39 protein-coding genes and 1 tRNA gene are annotated in these 26297 nt (G+C 45.1%); 10 read left to right on the top strand and 30 right to left on the bottom strand.

Going from position 1 to position 26297, the window contains the following annotated elements:
- Nucleotides 1-111 precede the first annotated feature (111 nt).
- A complete protein-coding gene (locus KP014_RS15710) occupies nt 112-423 on the top strand; it encodes a rhodanese-like domain-containing protein (protein ID WP_036593273.1) in 312 nt (103 codons plus the stop codon).
- Here the strand turns inward: KP014_RS15710 and KP014_RS15705 are convergent.
- The 3 genes from KP014_RS15705 to KP014_RS15695 all read right to left on the bottom strand — a co-directional run bounded on the left by KP014_RS15705 (nt 420) and on the right by KP014_RS15695 (nt 3369).
- The gene (locus KP014_RS15705) at nt 420-983 is read right to left on the bottom strand and encodes a shikimate kinase (RefSeq protein ID WP_246590512.1); all 564 of its coding nucleotides are present in this window, start codon (nt 981-983) and stop codon (nt 420-422) included. The two genes, KP014_RS15710 and KP014_RS15705, sit on opposite strands and share 4 nt — an antisense overlap.
- A gap of 153 nt (nt 984-1136) precedes the next feature.
- Nucleotides 1137-2561 (bottom strand): NADP-dependent phosphogluconate dehydrogenase, encoded by a 1425-nt coding sequence (gndA, locus tag KP014_RS15700; protein WP_036593268.1) that lies wholly within the window; start codon nt 2559-2561, stop codon nt 1137-1139.
- Between the two features lie 211 nt (nt 2562-2772).
- Nucleotides 2773-3369, bottom strand: coding sequence for a hypothetical protein (locus KP014_RS15695; protein WP_036593266.1), 597 nt, complete (start codon nt 3367-3369; stop codon nt 2773-2775).
- A gap of 283 nt (nt 3370-3652) precedes the next feature.
- Here KP014_RS15695 and KP014_RS15690 point away from each other — a divergent pair, with 283 nt between their 5' ends.
- Nucleotides 3653-4276 carry a DUF1054 domain-containing protein gene (locus tag KP014_RS15690; protein ID WP_090833910.1) on the top strand — a complete coding sequence of 208 codons (624 nt, stop codon included), beginning with the start codon at nt 3653-3655 and terminating at the stop codon, nt 4274-4276.
- 98 nt (nt 4277-4374) lie between these two features.
- Here the strand turns inward: KP014_RS15690 and KP014_RS15685 are convergent, their stop codons facing one another.
- Complete coding sequence (locus KP014_RS15685) at nt 4375-5658, bottom strand: MFS transporter (RefSeq protein ID WP_051499382.1); 1284 nt, start codon at nt 5656-5658, stop codon at nt 4375-4377.
- Nucleotides 5659-5744: 86 nt separating this feature from the next.
- On the opposite strand from KP014_RS15685, the gene KP014_RS15680 reads away from it, so the two are divergent.
- Nucleotides 5745-7220: an aminotransferase class I/II-fold pyridoxal phosphate-dependent enzyme gene (locus KP014_RS15680; protein WP_090833909.1), complete on the top strand. Its 1476-nt coding sequence runs from the start codon at nt 5745-5747 to the stop codon at nt 7218-7220.
- Nucleotides 7221-7315: 95 nt separating this feature from the next.
- Here the strand turns inward: KP014_RS15680 and KP014_RS15675 are convergent, their stop codons facing one another.
- Nucleotides 7316-7675 (bottom strand): DUF1292 domain-containing protein, encoded by a 360-nt coding sequence (locus KP014_RS15675; protein WP_036604771.1) that lies wholly within the window; start codon nt 7673-7675, stop codon nt 7316-7318.
- A 93-nt stretch (nt 7676-7768) separates the two neighbouring features.
- A complete protein-coding gene (locus KP014_RS15670) occupies nt 7769-8326 on the bottom strand; it encodes a hypothetical protein (protein WP_036604770.1) in 558 nt (185 codons plus the stop codon).
- A gap of 208 nt (nt 8327-8534) precedes the next feature.
- On the opposite strand from KP014_RS15670, the gene KP014_RS15665 reads away from it, so the two are divergent.
- Complete coding sequence (locus tag KP014_RS15665; protein ID WP_036604768.1) at nt 8535-9272, top strand: MBL fold metallo-hydrolase; 738 nt, start codon at nt 8535-8537, stop codon at nt 9270-9272.
- A 62-nt stretch (nt 9273-9334) separates the two neighbouring features.
- On the opposite strand, the gene KP014_RS15660 is transcribed toward KP014_RS15665, so the two are convergent.
- From KP014_RS15660 to KP014_RS15650, 3 genes are all read right to left on the bottom strand, one after another.
- The gene (locus KP014_RS15660) at nt 9335-9571 is read right to left on the bottom strand and encodes a DUF3892 domain-containing protein (protein WP_036604766.1); all 237 of its coding nucleotides are present in this window, start codon (nt 9569-9571) and stop codon (nt 9335-9337) included.
- 80 nt (nt 9572-9651) lie between these two features.
- Nucleotides 9652-10095 carry a GNAT family N-acetyltransferase gene (locus tag KP014_RS15655; protein WP_036604765.1) on the bottom strand — a complete coding sequence of 148 codons (444 nt, stop codon included), beginning with the start codon at nt 10093-10095 and terminating at the stop codon, nt 9652-9654.
- 104 nt (nt 10096-10199) lie between these two features.
- The gene (locus tag KP014_RS15650) at nt 10200-10442 is read right to left on the bottom strand and encodes a hypothetical protein (protein WP_036604764.1); all 243 of its coding nucleotides are present in this window, start codon (nt 10440-10442) and stop codon (nt 10200-10202) included.
- 182 nt (nt 10443-10624) lie between these two features.
- Between KP014_RS15650 and KP014_RS15645 the strand changes: the two genes are divergently transcribed.
- The 5 genes from KP014_RS15645 (at nt 10625) to KP014_RS15625 (ending at nt 14909) form a co-directional block, all read left to right on the top strand.
- Nucleotides 10625-11548, top strand: coding sequence for an AEC family transporter (locus KP014_RS15645; protein WP_036604763.1), 924 nt, complete (start codon nt 10625-10627; stop codon nt 11546-11548).
- A 34-nt stretch (nt 11549-11582) separates the two neighbouring features.
- Nucleotides 11583-12173, top strand: a complete 591-nt coding sequence (locus KP014_RS15640; protein WP_036604762.1) for an AAA family ATPase — start codon at nt 11583-11585, stop codon at nt 12171-12173.
- A 208-nt stretch (nt 12174-12381) separates the two neighbouring features.
- Entirely contained in the window at nt 12382-13374 is a 993-nt protein-coding gene (locus tag KP014_RS15635; protein ID WP_051500683.1) for an ABC transporter substrate-binding protein, read from the top strand.
- Between the two features lie 4 nt (nt 13375-13378).
- Nucleotides 13379-14089 carry a GTP-binding protein gene (locus KP014_RS15630; RefSeq protein ID WP_036604761.1) on the top strand — a complete coding sequence of 237 codons (711 nt, stop codon included), beginning with the start codon at nt 13379-13381 and terminating at the stop codon, nt 14087-14089.
- A gap of 1 nt (nt 14090) precedes the next feature.
- The gene (locus tag KP014_RS15625; protein ID WP_090833908.1) at nt 14091-14909 is read left to right on the top strand and encodes an ATP-binding cassette domain-containing protein; all 819 of its coding nucleotides are present in this window, start codon (nt 14091-14093) and stop codon (nt 14907-14909) included.
- Nucleotides 14910-15004: 95 nt separating this feature from the next.
- Here the strand turns inward: KP014_RS15625 and KP014_RS15620 are convergent, their stop codons facing one another.
- A complete protein-coding gene (locus KP014_RS15620) occupies nt 15005-16264 on the bottom strand; it encodes an NAD(P)-dependent malic enzyme (RefSeq protein WP_051500170.1) in 1260 nt (419 codons plus the stop codon).
- A gap of 304 nt (nt 16265-16568) precedes the next feature.
- On the opposite strand from KP014_RS15620, the gene KP014_RS15615 reads away from it, so the two are divergent.
- Nucleotides 16569-16640 (top strand) — tRNA-Val (locus KP014_RS15615).
- Between the two features lie 202 nt (nt 16641-16842).
- Here KP014_RS15615 and KP014_RS15610 read toward each other — a convergent pair.
- The 20 genes from KP014_RS15610 to KP014_RS15515 form a co-directional block, all read right to left on the bottom strand.
- Nucleotides 16843-16992 carry a helix-turn-helix domain-containing protein gene (locus tag KP014_RS15610; protein WP_246590765.1) on the bottom strand — a complete coding sequence of 50 codons (150 nt, stop codon included), beginning with the start codon at nt 16990-16992 and terminating at the stop codon, nt 16843-16845.
- Nucleotides 16993-17141: 149 nt separating this feature from the next.
- A complete protein-coding gene (locus KP014_RS15605) occupies nt 17142-17576 on the bottom strand; it encodes a hypothetical protein (RefSeq protein ID WP_036596294.1) in 435 nt (144 codons plus the stop codon).
- Between the two features lie 5 nt (nt 17577-17581).
- On the bottom strand, nt 17582-17986 hold the full coding sequence (locus KP014_RS15600; RefSeq protein ID WP_036596293.1) for a hypothetical protein: 405 nt from the start codon (nt 17984-17986) through the stop codon (nt 17582-17584).
- 368 nt (nt 17987-18354) lie between these two features.
- Complete coding sequence (locus KP014_RS15595; protein WP_036596289.1) at nt 18355-18648, bottom strand: hypothetical protein; 294 nt, start codon at nt 18646-18648, stop codon at nt 18355-18357.
- 13 nt (nt 18649-18661) lie between these two features.
- A complete protein-coding gene (locus KP014_RS15590) occupies nt 18662-18943 on the bottom strand; it encodes a hypothetical protein (RefSeq protein WP_036596288.1) in 282 nt (93 codons plus the stop codon).
- Nucleotides 18944-19009: 66 nt separating this feature from the next.
- Nucleotides 19010-19291, bottom strand: coding sequence for a hypothetical protein (locus KP014_RS15585; RefSeq protein WP_036596287.1), 282 nt, complete (start codon nt 19289-19291; stop codon nt 19010-19012).
- Between the two features lie 88 nt (nt 19292-19379).
- On the bottom strand, nt 19380-19826 hold the full coding sequence (locus KP014_RS15580) for a hypothetical protein (protein ID WP_090833905.1): 447 nt from the start codon (nt 19824-19826) through the stop codon (nt 19380-19382).
- A 23-nt stretch (nt 19827-19849) separates the two neighbouring features.
- Nucleotides 19850-20044 (bottom strand): hypothetical protein, encoded by a 195-nt coding sequence (locus KP014_RS15575; protein ID WP_036600956.1) that lies wholly within the window; start codon nt 20042-20044, stop codon nt 19850-19852.
- Nucleotides 20045-20072: 28 nt separating this feature from the next.
- Nucleotides 20073-20576, bottom strand: a complete 504-nt coding sequence (locus tag KP014_RS15570; RefSeq protein WP_036600953.1) for a hypothetical protein — start codon at nt 20574-20576, stop codon at nt 20073-20075.
- 116 nt (nt 20577-20692) lie between these two features.
- Entirely contained in the window at nt 20693-21169 is a 477-nt protein-coding gene (locus tag KP014_RS15565; protein ID WP_036600950.1) for a hypothetical protein, read from the bottom strand.
- 44 nt (nt 21170-21213) lie between these two features.
- The gene (locus KP014_RS15560; RefSeq protein WP_175491806.1) at nt 21214-21414 is read right to left on the bottom strand and encodes a hypothetical protein; all 201 of its coding nucleotides are present in this window, start codon (nt 21412-21414) and stop codon (nt 21214-21216) included.
- Entirely contained in the window at nt 21411-22034 is a 624-nt protein-coding gene (locus KP014_RS15555; RefSeq protein ID WP_036600948.1) for a hypothetical protein, read from the bottom strand. Before KP014_RS15555 ends, KP014_RS15560 begins: the two co-directional genes overlap by 4 nt.
- A 2-nt stretch (nt 22035-22036) precedes the next feature.
- Nucleotides 22037-22246 carry a hypothetical protein gene (locus KP014_RS15550; RefSeq protein ID WP_036600945.1) on the bottom strand — a complete coding sequence of 70 codons (210 nt, stop codon included), beginning with the start codon at nt 22244-22246 and terminating at the stop codon, nt 22037-22039.
- 1 nt (nt 22247) lies between these two features.
- The gene (locus KP014_RS15545) at nt 22248-22655 is read right to left on the bottom strand and encodes a hypothetical protein (protein ID WP_036600942.1); all 408 of its coding nucleotides are present in this window, start codon (nt 22653-22655) and stop codon (nt 22248-22250) included.
- 265 nt (nt 22656-22920) lie between these two features.
- A complete protein-coding gene (locus tag KP014_RS15540) occupies nt 22921-23076 on the bottom strand; it encodes a hypothetical protein (RefSeq protein ID WP_216700371.1) in 156 nt (51 codons plus the stop codon).
- An 11-nt stretch (nt 23077-23087) separates the two neighbouring features.
- Nucleotides 23088-23495, bottom strand: coding sequence for a YkyB family protein (locus tag KP014_RS15535; protein WP_036600939.1), 408 nt, complete (start codon nt 23493-23495; stop codon nt 23088-23090).
- Between the two features lie 201 nt (nt 23496-23696).
- Nucleotides 23697-24218: a type II toxin-antitoxin system PemK/MazF family toxin gene (locus KP014_RS15530; RefSeq protein ID WP_051500460.1), complete on the bottom strand. Its 522-nt coding sequence runs from the start codon at nt 24216-24218 to the stop codon at nt 23697-23699.
- Between the two features lie 164 nt (nt 24219-24382).
- On the bottom strand, nt 24383-25132 hold the full coding sequence (locus tag KP014_RS15525; protein ID WP_036600936.1) for a hypothetical protein: 750 nt from the start codon (nt 25130-25132) through the stop codon (nt 24383-24385).
- Nucleotides 25133-25134: 2 nt separating this feature from the next.
- Nucleotides 25135-25293 (bottom strand): hypothetical protein, encoded by a 159-nt coding sequence (locus KP014_RS15520; protein WP_175491804.1) that lies wholly within the window; start codon nt 25291-25293, stop codon nt 25135-25137.
- Between the two features lie 250 nt (nt 25294-25543).
- Nucleotides 25544-26257: an ankyrin repeat domain-containing protein gene (locus tag KP014_RS15515; protein WP_139210565.1), complete on the bottom strand. Its 714-nt coding sequence runs from the start codon at nt 26255-26257 to the stop codon at nt 25544-25546.
- Nucleotides 26258-26297: the final 40 nt, after the last annotated feature.

Below are 26297 nucleotides of genomic sequence, written 5' to 3'. Positions count from 1 at the left end.
TCCAGTTCTCCTTATAGTTGTATATTGGATGCGGGACACTCCTGGTTTGACAGGGTATTCCGCCCTTATGTTATCATTAAACCATTCTTGTCAAGGAAAGAGGTCATATCCATGAATGGTATTCCCCAAATTACAGCCCCGGAGCTGCGTCAGCGCATTGAATCCGGTGAAGAATTGGTTCTTATCGACGTCAGAGAAGATGACGAAGTGGCTCTCGGTATGATCTCTGGCGCAGAGCATATTCCCATGGGAGATATTCCGTACCGTACCTCCGATATCCCGGAGGATGCCGAGGTTATTTTTATTTGCCGTTCCGGTTCCCGGAGCCAGCGGGTATGCGAATACTTGTATGCCCAAGGCTATAGCGGTGTTGCCAACCTGAGCGGCGGCATGATCGGATGGAACGAACTGCTGGAAAACTAGCCAACGTGCTTAAAAGCTAAAACGCGGTAGTGCATTAAAATATGAAGAGACACTTGTGCCGCTGATAAGTCCGTCGTATCGACCGTGCAATGTGCGAAGCTGTAGGCGTCTTTTCGTTCTTCCAGAATTCGTCTTACGCGTTCTTCCGCATTGCCGGCCAGCAGCGGCCGTTTGTTGTCTCCGGCTACCCGGGATATAATATCCTCCGCCGTGGCGCTGAGTGCCACTACGATTCCATTCTCTATCATCATGCCCCTATTTACCGGCGCCAGCACCGCGCCTCCTCCAGTGGCGATCACCTGCCGACTGCTCTGTACCGTCTGCCGTAAAACTTCCGTCTCCACGGCTCTGAAGTATCCTTCTCCTTCTTCCGCAAAAATCTCGGATACGCTCCGGCCCTCTTTCCGGATAATTTCATGATCCAGATCCACGAGCTCATAGCCAAGCTGCTCGGCTAATACAGCGCCTACACTCGATTTCCCTGTTGCCATCATTCCGATCAGAATCAGATTTCCGGTATTAGCCGGCCTGGTGTTCCACGGCATCTCGTCTCCAGACATACGCTCACCTACTCAATATTTTGGACTTATCATAACACAGTGTGAAAACGCAGCACAATCATTCCTCTGCCCAAGGCGGCGTTATTGTAAAAAAAGCCCGAAAGAATCGCCTGAAGGCGGACTCTTCCGGGCCGTGAAAGCGTGAAAGGCGTGTTATTCCGATTGCGCTTCAGCGATCCACTCGTGGTGGAAGATGCCTTCCTTGTCCACGCGTTTAAATGTATGTGCGCCGAAGTAGTCGCGCTGGGCTTGCAGCAGGTTTGCCGGCAGACGCTCCGTGCGGTAGCTGTCGTAGTAAGCCAGGGCGCTTGCGAAGCCCGGAACCGGGATGCCGCGGGTAACGGCTTCTGCAACCACCTTGCGCCATGCATCCTGGTAAGAAGTCATGATTTCCTTGAAGAACGGATCGAGAAGCAGGTTCTTGAGCTCTGGATTGTTCTCATAAGCATCGGTAATGTTCTGCAGGAAGCGGGAACGGATAATGCAGCCGCCGCGCCAGATTTTGGCCAGATTGCCGTATTTCAGATTCCAGCCGTATTCATCGGAAGCAACGCGCAGCTGTGCGAAGCCTTGGGCGTAGGAAACAATTTTGCTCGCGAACAGCGCTCTGCGGACATTCTCGATAAACTCGGCTTTGTCTCCGTCAAACGCGCCGGCGGCCGGTCCGCTTAGCACCTTGCTGGCTTCCACGCGCTCTTCTTTCATTGCGGAGAGGAAGCGGGAGAATACGGATTCCGTAATCATGGACAGCGGCACGCCCAGATCCAGCGAGCTTTGGCTTGTCCATTTGCCTGTGCCTTTTTGACCCGCGGCGTCGAGGATGACGTCGACCATCGGCTTGCCGGTTTCTTTGTCATACTGCGCGAAGATGTCCTTCGTAATCTCGATCAGATAGCTGTCGAGCTCGCCTTTGTTCCACTCGGCGAAAGTCGCATGCAGTTCTTTTTCATCAAGGCCCACAACGTCTTTGAGGAGCTGGTACGCTTCGCAGATGAGCTGCATATCGCCGTACTCGATGCCGTTATGCACCATCTTCACGTAATGGCCCGCTCCGTCCGGTCCGATATATGTACAGCAAGGTTCTCCGTTCACTTTGGCCGAGATCGCTGTGAGGATCGGTTCTACCAATTCATACGCGCTTTCCTGACCGCCAGGCATGATGGAAGGTCCTTTCAGCGCGCCTTCTTCGCCGCCGGATACGCCGGTGCCGATAAAGCGGAAGCCTTTTTCCTCCAGTTCCTTGTTGCGGCGGATTGTATCCGGGAAGTAGGCATTGCCTCCGTCGATGATAATGTCGCCCTGATCCAAATGTGGAATCAATTGCTCTATGGTCGCATCGGTCGCTTTGCCTGCTTGAACCATGATCAGAATTCTGCGTGGAGTTTCCAGCGACTGAACGAATTCCTCAATAGTAAAAGTGCCGGTGAGATTTTTGCCTTCCGCTTCTTTGAGAAGGTCATGAGTCTTCTCAGGGGAACGGTTGAATACGGATACGGTAAAGCCTCTGCTCTCGATGTTAAGTGCCAAATTCTTGCCCATTACAGCCAGGCCGATAACGCCGATTTGTTGTTTTGCCATCTGGTCCTCCACCCTTTGTACGCTTTTATTTTGTGTGAAGCATTAAGAGATCAATTTCATTGACAAAATGCTTCTATTACGAAATTTAACCCGCAATGTAACTATTCTAACGCTTTTTTCAGCAGAAGTGAACCCCTCCGGAAAATTGCCTTGCAAATCGAAGACACCCCTTTCCCAGAGGTGCCTAATCTTCGCCTAACACTTACTGGATTTACCATTCCAACTTCATTAGTTCCTTCGTTAAAAACACAAGCTTTTCCTTGGAAAGCTTCACCTGCTGCTTATCACCCCGGGCCAAAGCGTCGCTCAGCCGGTCCAGTTCCTCGTCGACTTCCAATCTGCGCTCGCGGACGCGCTCTTCGCCCAGGGTTGAGTAGAACATCTTCGTCAGCTCCTGATCCGACAGCAAAGGTCCTTTCTGATAGAGCACTTTCTGCTGATAGCCCGATATTTCCACGAGGCGGATCACTTCGCCGAACAAAATATTTTCGATGATGATCTGACGGTCGCGAAAACGCTTGACGACGGCATGGCCGCGCATATCGCCAATCAGTTTCTCCATCCACTCGGAAAGACGTGCGTCGCGTATCATGTAATCGCCTACCAGCTTGTAGCCGTCTTTAATCCGTTGAAACCGCAGCTTGACAAGCTTGCGCCCGGTACGGACCGAGATCACAAACAGGCTGTCGCTCTCGCTCCAATACAAGGAATAGCCTTCCTGAATCAGGTCCTTGATCAAATTCTGAATGTGCATCCGGTCAAACCGGAGCTCCAGGTTGCAATACTCCACCTCGTCGTTCTTATTCACGGCACTCCCTCCTTTACGTTTTGCGAATAGCAAAACCGGCACTTGTCATTGGCGTCTTTACCCTTACGGAAGTAGTGACTGCAGCCGATAAAATATAAGCGGACGCAGTGATGATCTTTGCGTTCATCCTACACTTATTTTATACTTCAGTTTATGTAGCGGGAACTTGGTTTATTGACTATTTTTACCCGCTGCACCATCATTCCAAACGCCTTTTTCGCGGATATATGCCGCGCGGCATGATGAATTCAGTACATCCTACTAAGAGGTGACACTACACTATATGTCGTTCAACGGATTTGCAGCAGAAGATTTTGAAGTATTTGGCATTGACGGTCTCGAGCCCAGGATGGACGCCCTAATCTCTAAGGTTCGGCCCAAGCTGACGGCGCTCGGTGACGAAGTTGCCCCGTTTCTATCCGCCCTGTGCGGGGAGGAGATGTTTCCTCATGTAGCCAAGCACGCCCGCCGCACGGTGCATCCGCCGAATGATACCTGGGTGGCCTGGGGACCCGGCAAAAGAGGTTACAAAGCGCTGCCTCATTTCCAGACCGGCCTGTTTCAGAGCCATCTGTTCATCGTGTTCGCGATTATTTACGAGAGCCCGAACAAAGCCATTTTCGCCGACGCGCTGTCCGGCGGCGCAGCCGCAGTCCGGGAGCGGCTGCCGGGCCATTATTTCTGGTCCACGGACCATCTGGACGCGCATGGAACGCCGCAATCGGACATGGACGATGCCCGTGTCTCCGAGCTGGCGCGCCGTCTTAAAGAAGTAAAGAAGGCGGAAGTCACCTGCGGACTGCGGATCGGAAACGAGAATCCGGTCCTCAGGGATGGACAAGCCCTTCTTCAAGTGATTGAACAGACGTTCGAGACGCTGCTTCCCCTGTACCGGATGTCGTTCTAAACGGCCCGCCTACGACGGCCGCCCTCCTCGAACAAAGTAAAACCGCCTGTTCTCCAGATCCCTGGAGAACAGGCGGTTTTATTGTGCCCGGCGAAAGCTTAATGTGATTGTCCGGTTCTCAGCTTCGTGCGGCGCACGATGGCCAGATGCAGGACGAACAGCAGCACCATAACGCATGCACTCGCTACAAAGGGAGTGCCATGGCCGACCGAATCCCACAGCTTGCCGGAAACAATAGGGCCTGCCACCATCCCCGAGCCCTGCAAGGTGAGAAACAATCCCCATACCGTACCGCGCTCGCCTTTGGGCACCTGCTTGGCAAGGAAGGCGTTCCAAGCTGGCAAAATAAAAGCGTAGCTGACTCCGACCAAGGGGACGACGACAAACACGAACGGAAGCCAGCGAACCATAGAGAAGGCCGCGAGCGAAACCGCGGCAAGCAGGAAGCCGACATTGAGAAAAGCTTTCGTGCCGATCCTGTCCACCAGCCTGCCCGCCGGAATCAGGGCCAGCACAGTAATGCCGCCTCCGGCAATCAGCAGCAGATTGAACTGGGACGGTGTCAGGTTCAGCTCCGTCCGGGTAAACAGGGTAACGACCGGGGTCATCAGTCCGATTGCGAATGCCTGCAGGAACAGCGCCGGGTACAACAGCCGGCTGACCTTCAGTGACTGCCTTACCTGAAGCAGCTTTCGCTTCAGGTTCTTTAGCGGGGTCAGCTTCGGATGAGCATTTCCGGGCCCATCTCCGCCTTGGCTAACGGCATGGAACCCGTGGGCAATCCTGGGGGGCAGCAGCAGGGCGACTGCGACCACCGCCACGGCAAAGGCCAGCAGCACGAAGAATACGGCGCGGTAGCTCTGATGGCCATGCTCCATCAGGAAGTTGACCGTAATCGGCCCGATGCCCGTCCCGGCCAGGGAAGCCATCTCCACAGCCCCCATGGCCGCGCCGCTGCTTCCGCTTTTGGTGGAGCCGGCCAGCTCCGTCACGCCGGTCATCACGCAAGGCCAGAGAGGGGATGTACCCATCCCTAAGATCAGGCAGGCCAGCGACAGCGACACCGCGTCTTTGGCATAAATAATGAGAACGACGGCCACCGCGATCATGAGCAGCGCTCCGGTCATCGTCCATCGGTACCCGATCCGTTCCATGATCCAGCCCGAGGGACTGCGGAACAGATTATCGCCCAAGTATTGCAGCGCAAAGGCCAGACCGACCACCGTGACGGACAGCCCGAGTATATTCTCCATATAGACGGGCAGCAGCGCGACAAGCAGCGATCCTTTTACAAATTCAACCAAAAAAATGATAATCCACATCTCGATAATAAACGGCGATGCCAGATTGATATGCATCCGCTGCTCCGTTTTGGTGGGCATTACATCACATCCTAGTATTATGATGATGGTTTTGTTATACTTCTTTTGTTTGCGACTTTACTTGTAGAAAGGTTGTGGGAGTATTAATGGATCAATCGCTTACCCCTCTCTTCACGGCTCTAAAAAAGCACGCTGCCGGAAATCCGGTGCAATTTCATATTCCCGGTCATAAAAAAGGTGCCGGAACCGATCCCGAGTTCAAGGAATTTGTCGGTGATAACATCTTTTCCATAGATCTGATCAATATTGCACCGCTCGACGACCTGCATCAGCCCAAAGGCGTAATCGCCCAGGCGCAGAACCTGGCTGCGGAAGCGTTTGGAGCGGATTATACTTATTTCAGCGTTCAAGGCACAAGCGGAGCCATTATAACGATGATTCTGTCTGTCTGCTCTCCCGGGGAGAAGATTATCGTACCCCGCAATGTTCACAAATCGGTCATGTCCGCCATCATCTTCTCGGGAGCCAAGCCGATCTTCGTCTCTCCGGTGCAGGACGAGAACCTTGGCATCGACCACGGCATTACGACCAGTTCTCTTAAACGCGCCCTGCAGCGCCATCCGGACGCCAAAGGGGTGCTCGTCATCAACCCGACTTACTTCGGGGTATGCGCCGATCTTCGCTCGATTGTAGAGCTTGCCCACAGCTACGGCGTTCCCGTGCTTGTAGACGAGGCTCACGGCGTTCTGATCCATTTCCACGAGGAGCTGCCGATGTCGGCGATGCAGGCGGGTGCGGATATGGCCGCCACAAGTGTTCATAAGCTCGGCGGCTCCATGACCCAGAGTTCGGTGCTCAATGTTAATGCCGACACCGGCCTCATTAACCCGCAGCGTGTTCAGACGATGCTGAGCATGCTGACGACAACTTCAACCTCCTACATTCTGCTCGCTTCCCTCGATACGGCTAGACGCCATCTCGCGATGAACGGCCATGATATGGCGGCTCACGCGATTGAGCTGGCCAAGTATGCCAGAGCAGCGGTTAATGAACTCGAGGGCCTGTACAGCTTCGGCAACGAGATTCTTGGTACGGAAGCCACCTACGATCACGACCCCACGAAGCTGAGCATTCATGTGCGCCATCTGGGCATTACGGGCTGGGAAGCGGAGAACTGGCTGCGTGAGAAGTATAATATCGAAGTCGAAATGAGTGACATGTATAATATTCTTTGTCTAATTACGCCAGGAGATACCCAGCAATCCGTAGACAAACTTATATCGGCGCTCCGGGTATTGTCGGCCATCCATTATGGTAAAGGCGATATCTACGAGCTCAAAGTGCAGGTTCCGGAAATTCCGCAGCTTGCGCTAACTCCGCGGGATGCTTTCTACGCCGATACGGAACTTGTACCGTTCAAGGAATCGGCCGACCGCATTATCGCAGAATTCATATATGTCTATCCCCCGGGTATTCCGATACTGCTTCCCGGAGAAGTTATTACACAGGATAACATCGATTATATCCTCGACCATGTGGAGATCGGCCTGCCCGTCAAAGGACCGGAGGACCGCACTCTAACCCATGTTAAGGTTATCGTCGAGGCCGACCCGATATTCTAAGCTCATACAAAAACCCGATACCTTATCATAAGGTATCGGGTTTTCTTGAGTCGGCGGCTAATATAACAGATCCGACTTCTATATCTTGTCCGAATCTATCCCTGCTTGGCAAGCAGTTCGTTGTAAGCTTGTTCCACAGCTTTCCATTCCGCTTCGTCTTCGATATTGTAAAGCACCATTTCTTCGTCTTCTTCTTCCATGCGCAGAATGATGCCGTCAGCTTCCGGGTTCTCGCGTTCCAGCAGCAGCGCATAGAGCTTGTCGGCTACGTCGAACGTTTCCACCAGCACCATTTCTACATCTTCGCCCTGCTCGTTCGTCAAGGTCAGCACAAACTCCTCGTGCTCATGGTCGTGCCCGCAGCTGCATCCATCGCCATGCTCATGGCTATGCCCGTGATTGTGGCCATGTCCGCCGCAGCATTCTCCGCCATGCTCATGTTTGTGATCGCTCATTAAAATACCTCGCTTTGAATTGAATTATCCTACATTTGGTATGTTAACACGTAAGACAAGTTCAGGTCAATTTACGGGCGTCCGCAAAAAGCATTAATTGATCGCGGTAATCACTTTTTCGGATACCAGCGAATAATCGCCATTCTTGGTCGCTTTCATGTAGAAGCCGATCCTGTATTTGCCGCTGTCCTTGAAATCGTACGTAATTTCCTTTGTCGAGAACCAGAAATTATCCGATTGTTCACTGTCCAAATTTTGGGAATCGAGATCCTTGACATTGCCGGAAGGGTCGGTAATCGATAGCTTGACGCTCGCAATATCGTCGGTGAGGCTGTCCACTTGGCACAGCGCCTTGAATTTCAGCTTGCCCACTCTAACCTTGCCAAACAGAGTGTCTCCCATGAACAAAGATATATGAACATTAGGCTTAATAATTCTTAACTTGCCGGAATCGCTCCAAACTACCAACCCGTCGATTTCCCGCGCGGGAACATAGGTCTTCCCATCGATTAAATATCCGCCGTCCGAAAGCTCCTTGCCGTTACTCCACACCCGCACTTTCTGATAGACCGAGTCGGCAAATAACAATGAACCGCCCATCAGGGAAAAGACCATAACGCAAACCGCAACTTTTCTCCATCTTTTTTTCATAGCCTTGGACCTCCATACTAATTCATGCTGTTAATATATACTTCATACGCATGAGCAAGTTGCGGCTGCCGAGGCAAATTTTTCTTGGGCTCCGCTTGATTAGCGGCGCGTCAGGTTGTTCGTAGAAAAAGAAGGATAATAGCTTCATCATGCGTTTACAAACGGCTGATACTATATATTAGACGGCTAACCCGGGAGGTAATCCATAATGACTGTCAAATTGCAAATGCTCGGAACGGGCAGCGCCTTCGCCAAGAACTACTTTAACAATAATGCCCTTCTGATGGGCAGCGGCTATACCCTGCTGATCGATTGCGGCATCACCGCTCCGCTGGCCATGCACGAACTGGGGCGTTCCTTCGGTGAGGTCGAAGCCACGCTGATTACACATCTGCATGCCGACCATGTCGGCGGGCTGGAAGAGCTTGCATTGACACTGCGCTATAAAACCGGCCGCAAAATGACTCTTTTGCTCCCCGAAGCGCTCGTTGATCCTCTGTGGGAGCACACTTTGATGGGCGGGCTGTACCAGGAGGGCATAATTACCTCGCTGGATGACGCATTTCATGTCCGTCCTCTTAAGCCGGATACGGTGTATACCCTCTCGCCGGAAATCACCGTCCGCCTGATCCGGACACCGCATATTCCGGGCAAAGACAGCTATTCGCTCATGCTGAACGAAGAGGTATTTTACAGCGCCGACATGACGTTTGAGCCGGAGCTCCTGATCAGTCTCGTGCGCAGCGGGGGCTGCCGTAAAATCTATCATGACTGCCAGTTGGAAGGCGCAGGCGTCGTTCATACCACCCTGGAAGAACTGAAAAGTCTTCCCGAGGATATCCGCAGCCGGATTTCCCTGATGCATTATGGCGACGAGAAGCCGGACTACGTCGGGCGGACGTCGGGAATGGATTTTTTGGAGCAGCACGTGGTGTATTATCTTTAAAAAAAAAGACTATCCCCGGCTCTTTCGGCCTCTCGGATAGTCCCCTTACCCTAGCGCTGCAGTTAAAACTGCGGCAGGTGATCAAGATTATTGGTCGGATCGCCGTCGGCATCCCCTCGGATGTGGAGGGCTCCGTCCTTCCCTTTGAACAAGTTGACACCGGCGATAGATCCCGCCTGAACTTCCTGCAGCGCCTGCTCATAGCTTAGCACGCGGCCCGTAGAAGTCCGAAATGAGGTAAGATCTCCGTCACCGTTCTTCTGCACCGCCACAAAACGTTCCCGTTCTCCGTCGATCATATAGACACGCCCCTAAATCCAGATTTGCCAAATACAAGGCACATCATAGATTGTCCAGCGGACGGGACGGATATGCGTTTCTACAATTTTTTTTGCATCCGGACGTGCAGTATCCCGGCATCATAGAACGGCTTCTCTGAGATCACTTCGTATCCAAGCTTGCGGTAGAACTCTTCCGCCTGGCACTGTCCGTCAAGAATGGACGTCTCGAGCCCGAGCTCCCGGGCCAGCTCCTCCAGCGCGAGCAGCAGCACCCGGCCGTAGCCTTTGGCTCTATATTCTTTCAGCACGGCGATCCGCTGCATTTTCGCGGTGCCCTCTCGGTAATATGTTAATCTTCCCGTAGCAGCGGGAACCCCATCGTCAATTAACAGCACATGATGCACATCCGGTCCGATACTGTCAAAATGATCGATTTCTTCCTCTGCGGGAACCTTTTGTTCTTCTACAAATACCTTTTTGCGAATATCCAGCCCCTGCTGCAATTGCTCCTCTGTTATAACGCGCACAATTTCCGCCGCCATTCCTCTGAATGCTCCTCTCTCTATTGTCAAGTTGATCTATTATACTGAATATTATCCTCACTGTATAGCTGAAAGTTCAGCGGAAATAGGCCAGCATTAGGAGGTTACCGGCCATCCATGCCGTCCGAATAGACGTCATCCGGAATGGACTTCGAATATACATCCTTCATAATCGGAGCCAACGGATCGCGCTCTTCTCCAAGCCCCCTCCCGGGGTTTGTGAGACTCGTCATATCAAAGGAAGCGGGACGAGCGTTCTCCGTGGACATTTCATTTCCGGGCATGCAGCCGGTGGCAAGCAGCAGTGCGCTGAAGACTGCCGGCAATCCCAGTTGTCTTTTTTTCATAGTCCGGCTCCTTTCTCTCGATTCACAAAAATGCAGGTTCTTCCAATATCTTTAACGAAGCCGGAATGTTTTATAACCAAGCGCTCTGCCGGAAGACAAATTATGCTATAATGAACTACGTTTGCCCTATGGTTTGCATATTAATAGAACAAATACTTTAACTACTGAAAAGAGAGGATTCAATGATTGGTGAGATTCTGCTTCAGGTTGTGCTTCCGGTTTTTATTCTGATTGGCGCCGGCTCGCTTCTTCAGCGGCTGTTTCGGCTGGATTTGTATACGCTGGCCAAAATCAACTTCTACTACATAACGCCCGCCGCCGTGTTTATGAGCATGTATCTCTCGAAGATGTCGCCCTCCCTGCTCGGAATGGTGGTTGGTTTCTATGCACTTTACATAGGTATCCTTTATATTTTGTCCTTTATCCTTACACGTTCGCTAAAATACAAAACAGGCATGAAGGCCGCATTTACGAACAGCGTGCTGCTGGATAACGCGGGCAACTACGGCATGCCGGTTAATGATCTGGCGTTTCACGGAGATGCTCTCGCCGCTTCGCTTCAATCGCTGATTATGGCGCTGCAAAGCCTGCTCACTTTCACTTATGGGGTCATTTCCATTCAGCGGGCCAAGCTTAAAGGCAATTACCGGATCGTCATTATCGGATTTCTGAAAATGCCCGTTCCTTACGCGCTGGTGCTGGGATTAGCGTTTCACGCTTTCTCCGTGCCGCTGCCTCTGTTCATTTCCAAGCCACTTACCTATGCCCAGGAATCGATGGTTGCGGTCGCGCTGCTTACGCTGGGAGCGCAGATCGTGAAATATCCGCTTCGGCTGGCGCGAGTCGATATTTATCTGAGTCTCCTGCTGCGCTTGCTCGCCGCTCCTACGATTGGCATTCTGCTCGTGCTTGCGCTCGGCATCAAAGGCATACCCGCACAGGCGATGATTATCGCTTCCGGCATGCCGACCGGCGTCAACGCCTCGCTGCTTGCCGAGGAATACAATAACGAGCCGGACTTCGCGGCCCAGACCGTACTGGTTTCGACGCTGCTGAATGTTATTACGATTACCGGTTTAATTTCGCTGGCCCGTACACTAGGTTAAGATCAGGGTAACCACGCACAAGGAGGAATAGCCAATGAATAAGCTCGTATTTTTCCTCGGGGGAGCAGGCGCCGGCAAGACCACGCTGGCAAAAGCATTGGCAGCCAGACGGAAAGCCGCCTTCTTCGATATGGATATCCTTCTGCGGCCGGCTGCGGAAGCGATAATGACGCTCCATGGACTTGACCCCGCCGACCGGGATTCCGCAGATTACAAGAGGCTGTGCCGTGACCTGGGATACCGGATTACGATGGATGCCGCTCTGGATAACGTCAAGCTGGATGTGGACAGCATCGTAGTCGGTCCTTTTACGAAAGAAGCCGAGGATGAAGGGTGGATTGCGCGCGAACTGTCGCGGATCGGCCGATCACTGCTCGACGTCGAGGTAAAGGTGGTCATCGTCAGCCTGTCCGATGAGACACTTTATAAGGAAAGAATTACTGCCAGAAGCTCGAAACTGGACGACTGGAAGCTGCGCAACTGGGACGATTTCCGCTCCTCGCTTGTCAGCCGAACCGTAAAATGGCCCCTTCCCCCCTCCTCCATCCTATACTTTGATAATTCCGGAAATGACCCGGCCCGGGCCGCGGACACAATCGAACGTTTTGTCTATCCAGATGCATAGCTCCCTTCCCGTCGCGCCATACACTTGCCTCGTGTCAATCCTGCGTTAAATATGCTTAACCGGTCTAAATTATGCTGATGTGGGAATGTTTGTAGTATTGTCAAACATTTCGGCCTTGCGCAAATTGTGAATCAAATCACTACTATTTATAATTAAACGTAACTTACAAGCGTATTTTCAAAAAAAGGCAACGAGAGGATGAATTAATATGAATACCGGAACGGCCCAAGAACAAGATAGATTGCCCCGCCATCTGCTTGCCATGCTGCCTTGCCCGCTTAAGGTGCCGATTGAAGAAACATTTCTTCATCAGCAAAGCTTGGGGCTCTGGTCCGACCTGGACCCGGAAGAGCTGGAGTTTGAGGGAAACGCAAATCAGAGCGACTTCTATAAAACAGTAAATGAGTTTCAATCTACCGATGAACTGCCGGATATCGTAATTACGCCGGGAATCAGCAGCTTCTTCCACCGTGACTTCCGTACCCGGTTTCTCGATCAGGATGTATTCGCCGATGCCGCAGGCTACACTCCGAATGAACGATTTGCGGAGATTGAGATGCAGGACCCGACTGGCAGGGTCACGTTAATGTGCGTGAATCCGCTGGTCATTGTGGCCGATACAGCCCGTCTGGGTGATACTCCCGAGCCGCGCTCCTGGAGCGACCTGCTGAACCCCGTATACCGGAAGCAGGTAACGATGAGAGGCCATAACGGCACCTTTTGTGAAACAGTGCTGCTGACATTAGGCGAGAAGTTCGGCGAAGATATGCTGACCGGTCTCGGACGATCGGTTCGCCAGGGACTTCATCCGGGCCAGATGGCAAAGCTGGCGGGAACCGATAACGAAGCCGGAACGGCTCTATACGTGATGCCGTATTTTTATGCAAACATGATCCGCAAGAAGGAAAAAATCAATATTATTTGGCCTGAGGAAGGCGCGATCGCAAGCCCGGTATTCCTGCTGGCCAAAAAGAACGCGTCCGAGGGCGGACGCCGATTGGCTTCCTTTTTCACAAGCGGGGAGACGGCGGAGCTGTGCGAACAGGCTTTCTTCCCATCGCCCCATCCTTCGGCGGCATCCGGGCTCACTCCGCGCAAGCTGCTGTGGATGGGATGGGATCTCGTCTGGAACAGTGATATTCAAGCAAAGACGGATGCCGTGAACGCTGCCTTTAACAAAGGGTTTGAACAGGAGGACTAAGCTTATGAAGCTCATAACCGTGGCGGGTCCGCCGTCGAGCGGCAAAACCTCCATGCTTCTGCGTGTAATTGATTGGTTGAAGGAGCAGGGTCTGAAAGCGGGGGTCGTGAAATTCGACTGCGTTGCCTCCAAGGATGATGAGCGCTACCGTGCCAAAGGAGTGCCGGTGCTTCTCGGTCTTGCCGGAAACCTGTGCCCGGACCATTATTTTGTAACCAATATCGAAGCCTGCGCCCGCTGGGGACAATCGCTGGAACTGGATATTCTGATCAGCGAAAGCGCCGGTCTGTGCAACCGCTGCTCTCCTTTTATCCGCCATGCCCTGGCGGTCTGCGTCATTGATAATTTATCGGGAGTGAATACCCCGACCAAGATGGGGCCGCTGCTGAAGCAAGCCGATATCGTGGCCATTACAAAGGGCGACATTGTCTCCCAGGCCGAGCGCGAGGTGTTTCAGTACCAAGTCCGCAAAGTGAACGCCCGGGCGGAGATTCTTCATATCAACGGCCTGACCGGTCAGGGCAAGGAACGGCTCGGCGTCCTGCTTGCGCAGGCTGAAGATATCGACGATCTCGACGGGCGGAAGCTGCGGTTCTCGATGCCGGCTGCGGTCTGTTCCTACTGCCTGGGTGAAACGAGAATCGGGCACGACTATCAAATGGGCAACGTCAAGAGCATCGCTATTCCGGACGTTCCCCGCCCGGAGGTGAGCTGATATGATGGAGGATATTCAATCCATTACGATCCTTGGCGGCCATTCCAAATCCGGTGAAGCGGAGGATGTCGCCTTAAGGCTGGTGCCTGGCGACCTGGTTGCTGTGGTCGGACCGACAGGCTCGGGCAAGAGCAGGCTGCTGGCGGATATCGAATATATCGCCCAGCGGGATACACCGAGCGGCCGATGCATCCTGATTAACGATCAGCCGCCTGCACCCGAGATCAGATTCGACATGGGGCGGAAGCTGATTGCCCAGCTGTCCCAGAATATGAACTTTGTCATGGACGCTACGGTGGCGGAGTTTATTGCGATGCACGCGGAATGCCGCGACACCAACCTTGGCGAGACGGGGCTGGAGGAACTGATCAACAGCGTCGTCACGCAGGCAAATCGGCTGACCGGCGAGCCGATTGTGCCGGATACCCCGCTGACCGCGCTCAGCGGCGGACAATCACGCTCCCTGATGATTGCGGATACCGCCATTTTATCCGATAGCCCGATCGTGCTGATTGACGAGATTGAGAATGCGGGGATTGACCGCAGACAGGCGCTGGATATTCTTGTGCAAAATCAGAAGATTGTGCTGATGGCGACCCATGATCCGATCTTAGCCCTGCTTGCCCACAGCCGCATTGTGCTGAAGAGCGGCGGCATTGCAGATGTGCTGGAGAGTGATCAGGACGAAACGGCGCTGCTTGAAGAATTGCAAAAAGCGGACGCCGCCATCTTGGCTGTCCGCGAGAAGCTGCGCAAAGGTGAGCGGTTGTCAGGGTCCGCGTTCAGATACGCTGAATTCTTGGCGGCTGACAGTATATAGATGCTCAACAACAGACGAACCGGCCAACGGAAGATTGGCCGGTTCGTTTTCTTTTTTGGATATATATTCTTCGTTAATCGCAGATTGAAAGACGTTTAGTTCACGCTAATAAGCATATTTCTCGCAACCCCGGTTCGGATCGCCGCCTCGGCCACTGCCTTCCGGATGCATTCAACGACCCGCTTGTCAAAAGGGTTCGGAATAATAAACCGTTCGTTCAGTTCGGAGGGATCGACAGATGTGGCAATCGCTTCCGCTACCGCGAGCTTCATTTCATCATTAATGTCGCTTGCGCCGCAGTCGAGAGCGCCTCTGAAGATGCCCGGGAAGCAAAGCACGTTGTTAATCTGATTCGGATAATCGGAGCGGCCCGTCGCCATTACCTTTACGTATGGAGCGGCAAGCTCGGGATCAATTTCCGGCGTCGGATTGGCCATTGCGAAGACAATCGGGTCCTTGGCCATTTTCCGGACATCATCGACCTTCAGCACGTTGGGTGCCGAAACGCCTACAAATACATCCGCACCTACGATGCAATCGGAAAGAGTTCCTTGTTCCAAGTTAGGATTGCTTATCTCCGCAAATTCGGTCCAATGAGGCTTGTCATACACGTTCAGCCGGTTGATGGCGCCTTCCCGGTCCACACCAATCAGATTCTCGGCGCCAGCGTTAAGCAGCATTTTAGCTACTGATATGCCTGCCGCCCCGCAGCCGTTTACGACGATTTTGACATCCCTTATGTCTTTGTCTACCACCTTCAGCGCGTTAAGCAGACCTGCCAGCACTACAATGGCCGTTCCGTGCTGGTCGTCATGGAATACCGGAATATCCAGTTCTTCTTTAAGACGGCGCTCAATTTCGAAGCAGCGGGGAGAAGAAATATCCTCCAGGTTGATGCCGCCAAAGGTGGGAGCCAGCGCCTTGACAATCGCGATAATCTCTTCCGTACTCTTCGTATCCAGGCAGATCGGCACTGCATCCACATCGGCGAACTGTTTGAACAGGGCCGCCTTACCTTCCATAACGGGCATTGCGGCTTTCGGGCCGATATCGCCAAGTCCCAATACCGCAGTACCGTCGCTGATGACCGCCACCGTATTTTTTTTGGTGGTCAGTTCGTAAGCTCTATCCTGGTCGGACGCGATGGCCTGACATACCTTGGCTACTCCCGGCGTATAGACCTTAGCCAAATCCTCCATCGATTCGATCGGATGCTTCAATGTTGTTTCCAGTTTGCCGCCTTGATGCAGCAGCATAATTTCCTCCACATTCATGGTTATCCCTCCAGTTATATGTCCGATCGCGTCCGCAATCTTAGGTCTTGTTCTATTTATCCTGAACCGGGATGACTTCATCCCTGATCAATAATCCGTTATTTTCTATATTATTCTTAATATAATCACATCCCCGGGCAGGTTTCCGCCACATGCGTCACACTGGCCGCAATAACAGAAATCATCTCTCCGATTCTAGCGGATATTTGCGCATACGGCAATACTTTCGTCCGATAAAATGCTAGTATGGCTGCGCCATTCCTCATATGCTCAGATCACCCGGCGGCCTGGTGCAATATTCGCATTTAGGGTATGTACCTGTCTTCAATTTTGAAAAAAACATTTGCATCTCTCCCCTGCCTTATGGTATTATAAATCTCGTTGCAGGACGGTAGCTCAGCGGGAGAGCACTATCTTGACAGGGTAGAGGTCATGGGTTCGATCCCCATCCGTCCTATATTATTATCAAACATATCTCACTCATTAAACCCTTGATTTATAAGGGTTTTTTGTTTGTCCGTATTTTCTATGATGTTAAACTTAACCATTCATTATTTATCGGGTGGCAAAATGGGGGGCGCAAAAATGAGTGCAACTTTTTTGCCTTGATGCAACTTTATTATAAAAATAATGGGGGGCATTGTTAGCCCCCTATAATTTCAATCACCTAAGAACCATTTTACAAAAGTTCTCTTTGGAATTTTATATAATTTCCCTATTCTTACGCTATGGAATTGTTTTGATTCAATTAGATTATATGTTGAATTCTTACTCAACCCTAAAAATTCTTGTATGTCTTTTGGTTCCATTGGTTCAGGCAAATTTCTTAAACGTTTGATTACCTTTTTGTCTATAGTTGACTCATTCATATTCCACCTTTATAACCCTTCCTATGTATTGTTTATTTTACATCTGTTACTTATGTTCTCTATGTATTAAAAGTACCAATTTAGTTTCATCAATACACACCTCTACTGTTCAATGCTGCAATGACCCCATCTGCTGTTCTAGCCCGAATGAGACCTTTTTGAACCAGTTCACTTATTGAACTCTCTCCTTTAATAATCGTCGTGTAATCGTCCTGTAGAACGTCTGTGAGCGCGTTTATAATGTGTTCATATTCCCGCTCATCTTTTGTGACAATATCGGCATATATTTGTATCTCATTGAAAATAAATTCAAACTGTTCGTTGGTTAAGCTTCCCTTACTCAAACAATTTCTCGAATTGTTCAAAAGCATATAACGCCATTCGTGTGATACAGCATCATTAAACAGGTGTAACTCACAATGGATTGGTGGCACTAAATCAAATTTCAATTTTTTAAATAATTCGGTTACTGCGCCATCAACATTATCAATTGAAACGGCAACACTAGTATATGGATCATGCATATGTATTAATTTTCACCTCTATCACGTTGTTTCTTTCTAAAACCACTAATAAGGGTATCACTTTCTAATCTGTCAAAACTTTCAATTTGAACATTGTCGGAAATAATGATTTCGTGTGGTCTATTATGATCAGCTTTCATAATACTCATTGGATTATAAATGTGTTTATAATTATATTTATTTTGTAGTGCGGTTACTCGTTCAATGTCTTTATTAATCACAACACTCAATTTTCGTTTTTTGGCTACTTCAATTAAAATACTTTCAAACAATGGTCTGCAATCAAACCCGTTAATAAAAACAAAATCTCCATTATCTATTCCGTCATTTAGTTTATTTTTTGCAAAGGTTTTAATTTGTGGATACATGGGGTCAAACAGCTTTATTCCCCAATTGATATTATTTTTCATTCTATCTCCCTTGTTTGTTTTAAATTTTGAATGTGGCCCATTGAGAAACACTTGTTACACGGTTTTAATATCAGAAATGTTTATGAAAGTAGTATTAATATTAAGTTGACCGCCCTTTATTTCTGATATGGGATATGTATCAAAATAATCATTAACCACTTTGTTTATGGATTCCGCTTCCTTATCTTTGATGTAATAAGCTTGAAAGTTTTCATTGTCGTTTATGGATAAACCAACAATATACTTATATTTATCTATTGAAATAATCTTCACCTCCTTTCAAGTCAATTAATGAAATTAGTCTTTCATCATGAATCTCACTCCCCAAAGATGGGGAGTCAAAATGGTTCCTCAATTTTGAGGAGCGACTAATCCTCCATTTTTTCATAAATCCATTTTTTATTTTCGCCATCGTCTTCAAGGATTGGAACATACAATAGTTTTGATAGATAACTCGCCACATTAAATGCTTCTTTCTTTTCAAAACTACTGATAACAACTTTTGCTGGTTTATCGTTAATATATCCAACAATAAACACTTCCCCGTATATATTGCCCTTTTCGTCTTCTGCGTTAGTATCCACCAAAATATGATGCACAGAATTATCATATCCAAACCCATACATAGGCGTTCCCATACAATCGTTATAGTTCTCGTTCATTCTATTATCTCTCCTAAACTAATTTCAGTTTCGGTTGATTCAATCTCATATCTGTAATATTTCCAAATTCATCAACTGTACTTGTATACGTCTGAAGCGGTTTTCCCGCGATGTCTTGCAGCATGTCGAAAATGTCTATGCCTTGATTTTTAATCATCTTGAAACATTCATCCATAAAGTAACTAGAAAGTGCATGACTAGTTAGCAATACACTATCACCAGCAGCAAATTGCATAAAAGCTCTTCCGTCAATGATTTCAGCCAAATCATTGACAGCTTCCCCTTTTATCTTCATTTATTTACGATCGGTCAATCTGACGGATCGACTTAAGAACCTAAACGAACTTTATCAAATCGACAATCAACTCTGAATATAATCAATCCGATCAGCCAGCATCCCATGTATAATTAGATTATCTGTACTATGAACACTGCCAAAACGGTCAACCACTTCCTGGATGGTATCAATGCCCTGTTCTTTAAGAATATCCAGCAGAATCATAATGGATTTGTTCAGCAATTCCGGCATTTCCATAGGGATAATTTCTTCGTCCTCAATACTGTCGAACACACTATTAAATACAATATCTACTTCCCGATCCAATTCATCTGTTGTAGCATACTTATAATCTTCAAATTTCATCAACCAATCATCCTTTTGTATGTATTTTTATTTTATTAGCCAGATTCAAAATTGAATCGGGCTTACTCTTAATGAAACTTACCTTTCATCAACCAAAAACACCACAATTAATTGCATCAACAATTTCCTCTGCATCAGCAGATTCACCCTGATATCCAAAAGAATCCGTAACTGTGTATAGGTCTACAAAATACATTCTAACCCTTTGACCATTAATTCTGTGTTCCTCAAAGGCTCTCTCAATTGAATATGTATCAAAATCTAAAGACTCTCCATCTTTCAAATTATCAATGTCTTCAACTGTTACCCCCCCCCCCCCCGAAATTACAACATCCTCTTTTACTTCATCAATAAATTCAACTCCAAGACGTTCAGCAGTTTCTTGTGCATACTTCATTACTGTATCTTTATACTTTCCTTCTTCGAGTACAATATATTTCAGATCACAAATTGCATCTACTACCATCATTGCCGCGTACTTTTCGAACTTATCTGCATATACCAAATTAATACTTTCTACTGTCGGTTTGTTCATTATTCTATCCCCTTTTATTATTTTTACTTTTTAACAAGGTAGTACTTTTCTTCAATCTTACAATATGTCGCCTTTTCCCTGACTTCATCTGTAATGAGATTATCAATAATATGTTGTACTTCATAAAGTGTGGGACGTTCAACAAAAGTACCAAATTCACTTACATGTTTATCGTCCCTATCATAGAATACAATCATTAAGACTTGCACGGCTTCCAATATACCACCCCCTTTCGAGTATTTAGTATTACTTCATAGACGCACTCAACCATGTAATATCATAATTTTTCCATGAACCCACAGAGTTTCTTATGTGCCTAACACACTCTTTCAAACTAAAGTTTGTTTCTTCTTTAATATATGTATATCTATTTTTATCTTTAAGATAATACAATGTTAACTCATATCGTTCACTATTGAATTCTTTAGTACTTAAAATATATTCATTTACAATAGCATAGTACTTATCACGCCCAACTTTAAAGTTTGACAGATATTTATTTGTATATGTCTTTGAGTAAAACGAGATTTCATTAATAAATGACTCAATTTCGTTTGCGGGATAATACTGGCTTAGAAAATCTATTAGAAGTTCTTTATATCTTATATCGCATGAGTACAAAATGAATCTGTTAATAAAATCTTTTGGTTCAATTAAATCAAAATTGTGTGCATATAAAAATTCTAAATATTTGTGAAAATGTTCTGTTAACTCTTTAACTGTTTTTACGTCATCAAGAAAAGACTTCATATATTATCAACACCAATCTTTTTTTGTGTAAAATCAAACAGGAATTTCATGGCAAGTTTATAGCAATTTCGTTCATGGACTATATTGTCATTATTGATCAATTCTTTAGACAATTGTCACTTTACGTCCTTTAGAAAATCAAATCTATGTTCAAGCTCATGAATCAATTCATTATAAGATTCCTCCGCATGACAAGGAAAATCTTCTGTACGTTCAAGCTCCATTTCTTCCTTAACAAGTTCAATAATCTTCTCTTCCATATTGTTAGTTGTAATAATATCAATTAGGATATCAGCAATGTCCTGATTGCGTGTCCATGCTTGATGTGCATCTTCGTAAGCATCTTTATAACTTTCAGCAACAGACTTTATAGTTTTTATTGAATCGAGCAGACTATTTTCGATACTTTCATAGTTGCTTGCTAATTCTTTATACATTCCAGACGTTTCCAATACTGTTTGACTACTTTTTTCTATCATATCGGCCAATTCATCAAGTTCTTTTTCTGTTACTTGATACAATTTAATATTGATGGCTTCCTTAGCTCTCTTTCGTCTGCTGCCTTTAGCAAAATCTAGTACATTGTTATTCATTTCTCTTCTATCTCCTATTCCTTTTTCATTTAAAATTGCTTGTTTTACTTAATGCCAGTTTCAGGATTCCAATCAGTAACTGGCGAAAGAAGACCTAATTTTTTATAATCTCTAACTCCCTCAAGCAATAAATTTGCTGTTCTTTGACAACTTCCACACCAACAAGAATCTCCACCGCATTTTGGGCAAGTATTAATTCCATGTTCGTTGATTGCCAAACAGTCGCAGCATAGATTTACTTTCATAGATCATGTCCTTCTTTCGGTAGTTTTGATTTTTCCATGTGCTCAGAAATTCGAGCATTAAATTCTTTACGTTTTTCTACAAGATTGGCAAATTCGTCACGCATCTTTTCTGCATAAGGCAAAACATTGAAGTATTCACATTCATTTAGGAATTTAACCGTATCACTTAGATGCTCAATAAATTCTTCTTCATGCTCAGAAATAAAATCAAGCATAAGATCATGCTGTGCAAAAACTGTATTCTCTGGCTTTTCTTCTTTAAGAAGCTCGTTAAGCAATTCCATCGGTTCAACATTCATAACTTTCATTTTATTCTCTCCATTTAAATATTTATTTTTATCTTTAAAAATTGCTTGTTTTATTAAATCTTTTATGTGTTCAAATTTATTACTTTCCCTATCCCAAGCACCATAAAATTGCATTGCTGCTGGAGCAAGATCAATAAAAGCACCTTCATCACAGAAAAATTCATTATCATCAAAATAGTCCATTCGAAAGCCCAAATATTGCAATGCACATACGCTTTCCTCATCTAAGTATGTATATACCTTATCCAATATTCCTGTGAAATCTGTTTTAACAATTTTTAAACTGTTGATTATCTCAATCTCTTTTTTCATTTTTATTCCACCAATTCAAATCCATGATTTTGTTTTAGATATTGAAGAATCTTAGAACGCTTTTCTTCGTAATCCTCAATGTCACCTGTTTCCTTATGTGCTTTTAAAATAATATTCTGATAAGATTCATGTTCAAACTTTTCATCATGCCTGATCATTTCTTGTTTATAGGCATTCCCCCTTGTAAAGAATCCAATATGATACAGAAACATTTTATTTCCTCTCCTTATTTTTATTTAATAAAACACAATTTTTATCTTTAATATCCTTTAACCACTCTTCAGCGTAGTCATTTGCTGCCATAATCAAAAACTCGGCGTTCCCCTTGGCGATTCTCGTATATATTGGTTTCCCTTTAACTTCTTCCACATAGATTAATGCAACCTCATACAGTGATTCTTCTGTTTGCTGAAGTAGCAAGTAAGAATTTTGTGTAAGATTAAATCTATAGTCAAATGAATCAATAATGGGATTCCATTTGTCTAAATTTTTCATAATCAATACTCTGGATATAATTTCGATTATTTCAATAGCATAATCATTCGCCACTCTATATTTGCTAACATCTATGGGCTTATTATCACTATGCGACAATTGTAAATTCCCGTTTTTCGGCAACATATGTATGTTATTTTCAACACAAAATTTGAAAAACTCTATTACTTTCTTTTGTCTTGTAAGTGGAAACTTTATATTAAGACTTTTATCTTTGATAAGACTTTCCTCCCTTTAATCCCAACTTTTCTAAGAATTTATACATATAACCTTTTACACTGATTCCAAACTCCTTTGACACTCTAGCAAACTCTTTTTCATATTTCTTAATTTCTTTCTCGGATAGTCCAGCATAATAGCCAAATTGGTGTTCATATTTATTTTCAAGTAATCATTTTAATGACATACAAAATGACCGTAAATCGTTTTCTGTCTTCTCTTTTCCTCCGCCAGCTTCATATAACTTCTCTAACAAAAACTCACTGAAATACTCATCTTCTATTATTACTACAATTGCTTGGTCATAATGAAAGAACGTTTTTATCATCCTATCTATTTTTATTTTAAATATTCGCTTGATACTTTTATTGCTTCAGTTAGTGGTGCTTTAAAAGACGCCCTATTGTTATTACGTTTCTTCCATTCACCTAGATAGGTAAGTGAAAAATCTTCTTCGTTCTCTAAAGGAATATGAAATGATCGTGATGGAAATTTAATGTACACAAAATCAATATCAATACCGTTAGACTTTTTAACTCTATGTATACCATACTTTTTAGCCCATCCATCTTCAATTGCTTTAAGTATCATTTTCTTTTTCAATTCATATAAATAACTATATTTACTTATTAACTTGTCCTTACTACATTTACCTATACGACATTTTGTTCGACTCTCAATATTTTTTAATCTCTTAGCTGCCTTACTGATACGAAAAATCGCCTCTTCTAATTCTCTTTGAACCATAATGTTTTATTAATCACCCCCTTTCGTTAAGTTAAATATACAGCATGGAATATATATATGTCAACACTTTGTTTTGAGTTATTTATATTTACTTTATAAAACAAACATTCTACTTAGAATAAGGCTATCTCTTTTATCAATTAATTGATTTATTTTTTCATGAAGTAAAATTTGTATCATGTGGTAAAACTCTCCTTAATGTTATATGGCTTCATCAACACCGTATGCAATTACAATAGCTCTCATAACTTCTCTTTTTTTATAGTCAGGAATGTCATTCACTAATTTATAGCGCATTCTCCCTCTATCAACCCTCAAAGTTTGTTCCGCCAATACTGTACTGTCCGCTGCAACCCCTACTTCATCTGCGCTCAAAAATACATGTGTAGGTATATTTGCTTTTGTTTTACTCGTTGTTATTGGTGCAACTAACACAGTTGGAGAATGGATATTTCCCTTAGCATTTTGAACAATAATGGCTGGTCTTACTCCGCCTTGTTCACTGCCCATTCTTGGAGGCATCTCAACTAACCAAATTTCATATTTTTTCACAATCTTATTGGCAACCGCCTCACTTTTTTCAAGAATCGCAGCCATGAGCCATTCACTCCTTAATTTTATCTTCCAATCTCTTTCTTTATCCTCATTATACATGTCCGTATATTTTTTATCAAGTATCAAAACCGATATAATTATTTTTATTTTATAAATTGTCAACCCCATTTCACAGGCTACGAATTTTCTTCCAGAATGTGACTTTTTTATCTTGACTTTTTACTAGGTTTAATTATTTACGAAAAAAAATAATCTGACATATCTCCGATTAAGGAAATATATCAGATTATTTAAAAATAAAAGATAACAATTAAATTCTCTTGGATCAATATTTATGCAACTTTTATAATTTTTGTATCAGTAACTCTTGCGATATTTAAATAGTTACTAACAAAATCACCATCAAGCGTAGCAAAATAATCAAAATTATGATGTCGTGAAATTGCCATATGAAAAGCATCATAAATCCCTAACTGTTCGGTACTTGTACTTTCAAATGCTTCCCACATAACTGATTCATCTGAATATGGAAATATAATAGGAATCCCCAAATCATTCCTTAAGCCATTTATTGTCTCGTTAAACTTTAGAGTTGAATCAGAATAATATTGGGTTAAATGTTCAGTATAAGTTGGATATCTAGATTTATATTCTTTAAGCAAAATTTCAATACTATAACTTAATTCATTCCTACTAATTAAGTTCTCTAAAGCTCTTTCAGGAACAATGGATCTCATATAATCAGCAGTTCTATAATCACCAATAATAGACTCTTCTTCTTTGTTGAATGTGTATGGGCGCTTAGTACGAGAAGATTTGTATTTTTTGTATGCCAAACTAAGAACTTGCCTAATTCTATTCTTAAAAATATTGTGGATTACTTCTCCGACAACATGATTACTGATTCCAATATGTTCAATTCCATCATCTGACCATTGATCAAGAATTTCAGCAACCTTATCACCACGAGAATCATCTGAATCTATGTAAGCTAGTAAAAAGCAAGCATCTATATTGACGCTTGCTTGATGAAAACTAATAGTTCTTGCGTCTTCATAGGAAATAACCAGCTCGTCACTCAAAATTATCTTCCTTCCTTAGAAAGCTCTACTAGCCCCTTACCGCTAGTCTTAATTCCAATTTTTTTTCGCAGTTCTTGAGCAGAAGTTTTTTTCTTAGGATTCTTAACAGTAGAAGAAATTGTTGTTGGTGTCATCTTTCTTCCTCCTTTTTTTCTAGTCATTATCATTCACATCCTCTACCAGTTTTGATAGATTATATGTGCATATAGATAATACTAGAACATTCTATAATGTTACTTTGAAAACTCAATCATAGTTCTATAGGTATAATATACCACAAGTTAAGCAGCCTGAATAGACAATTTGTGGATGACTTTGAGACTCCTTGTGGATAAGTCTATTGATAAATAAAAAAGCCAACACGATTAGGTATTGGCTTGGTGAATGATGTATTGTTTTACATCATAAATGTTATTTAATGGTATATATAAATAATGCATTATAATATGAAGAATTTTTCTTCGCATAATCAAGAGCCGTTTTTGAGTTTTTATCTTTAATGGTGGTATCCGCCTTTAACTCATCTAGTATTTCTCCAAAATAAAAATCATTTTCATAAACTACACTTAACATCAACGGTGTTTTCCCATCTTTATTTTGCAAGTTAACATTTAAACCAGTCACTTTAATAACTTGATATACAGCGAAATTATCTTCTAAAACCACGTAATGTAAAATGCTATTTCCTGTTTCTTTATCCTGCGCATTCACTGTAATTTCTCCTGCTTCGATTCCTACCTTAATTTTATCGGCATCTAACTTACCATTTGTTGAGTATTTGTCATGTAATCCTTCCACGTACCGTCCTCCTGTGCTTGATGCTGTTTTACTTCCTATGTTTGTTCCATTACTTACCGAACTAGTGGCAGTTGTTCCTTCTTTAAATGTAACGGTTGAAGATGTTACGCCAGTTACAGAATATCCAAATGAATTCCCCGCGTCTCGAACCGGAACATATAATTTATTGTTTACATTCATAGCTGAAACCGTTGTTGATTTGCCATCTACGACTAATTTTACTGACTTTTGAATTGCGGACAAAGAATTTGAAGCTCCTACAACAGACCCAGCCGTTAAAGTTGCGCCTACTATCAAGCCAAGTGCAAAAGTAGAGATTTTTTTCATAATCATGAACCTCCTGATTATATAATATAGTATGTATTTA

The organism is Paenibacillus sophorae (genome assembly GCF_018966525.1).
In the GTDB taxonomy this organism is placed as follows: Bacteria; Bacillota; Bacilli; order Paenibacillales; family Paenibacillaceae; genus Paenibacillus_AQ; species Paenibacillus_AQ sophorae.
Note: the sequence above shows the minus strand (reverse complement) of the source record. Positions and strands in the feature narration are given on the sequence as shown.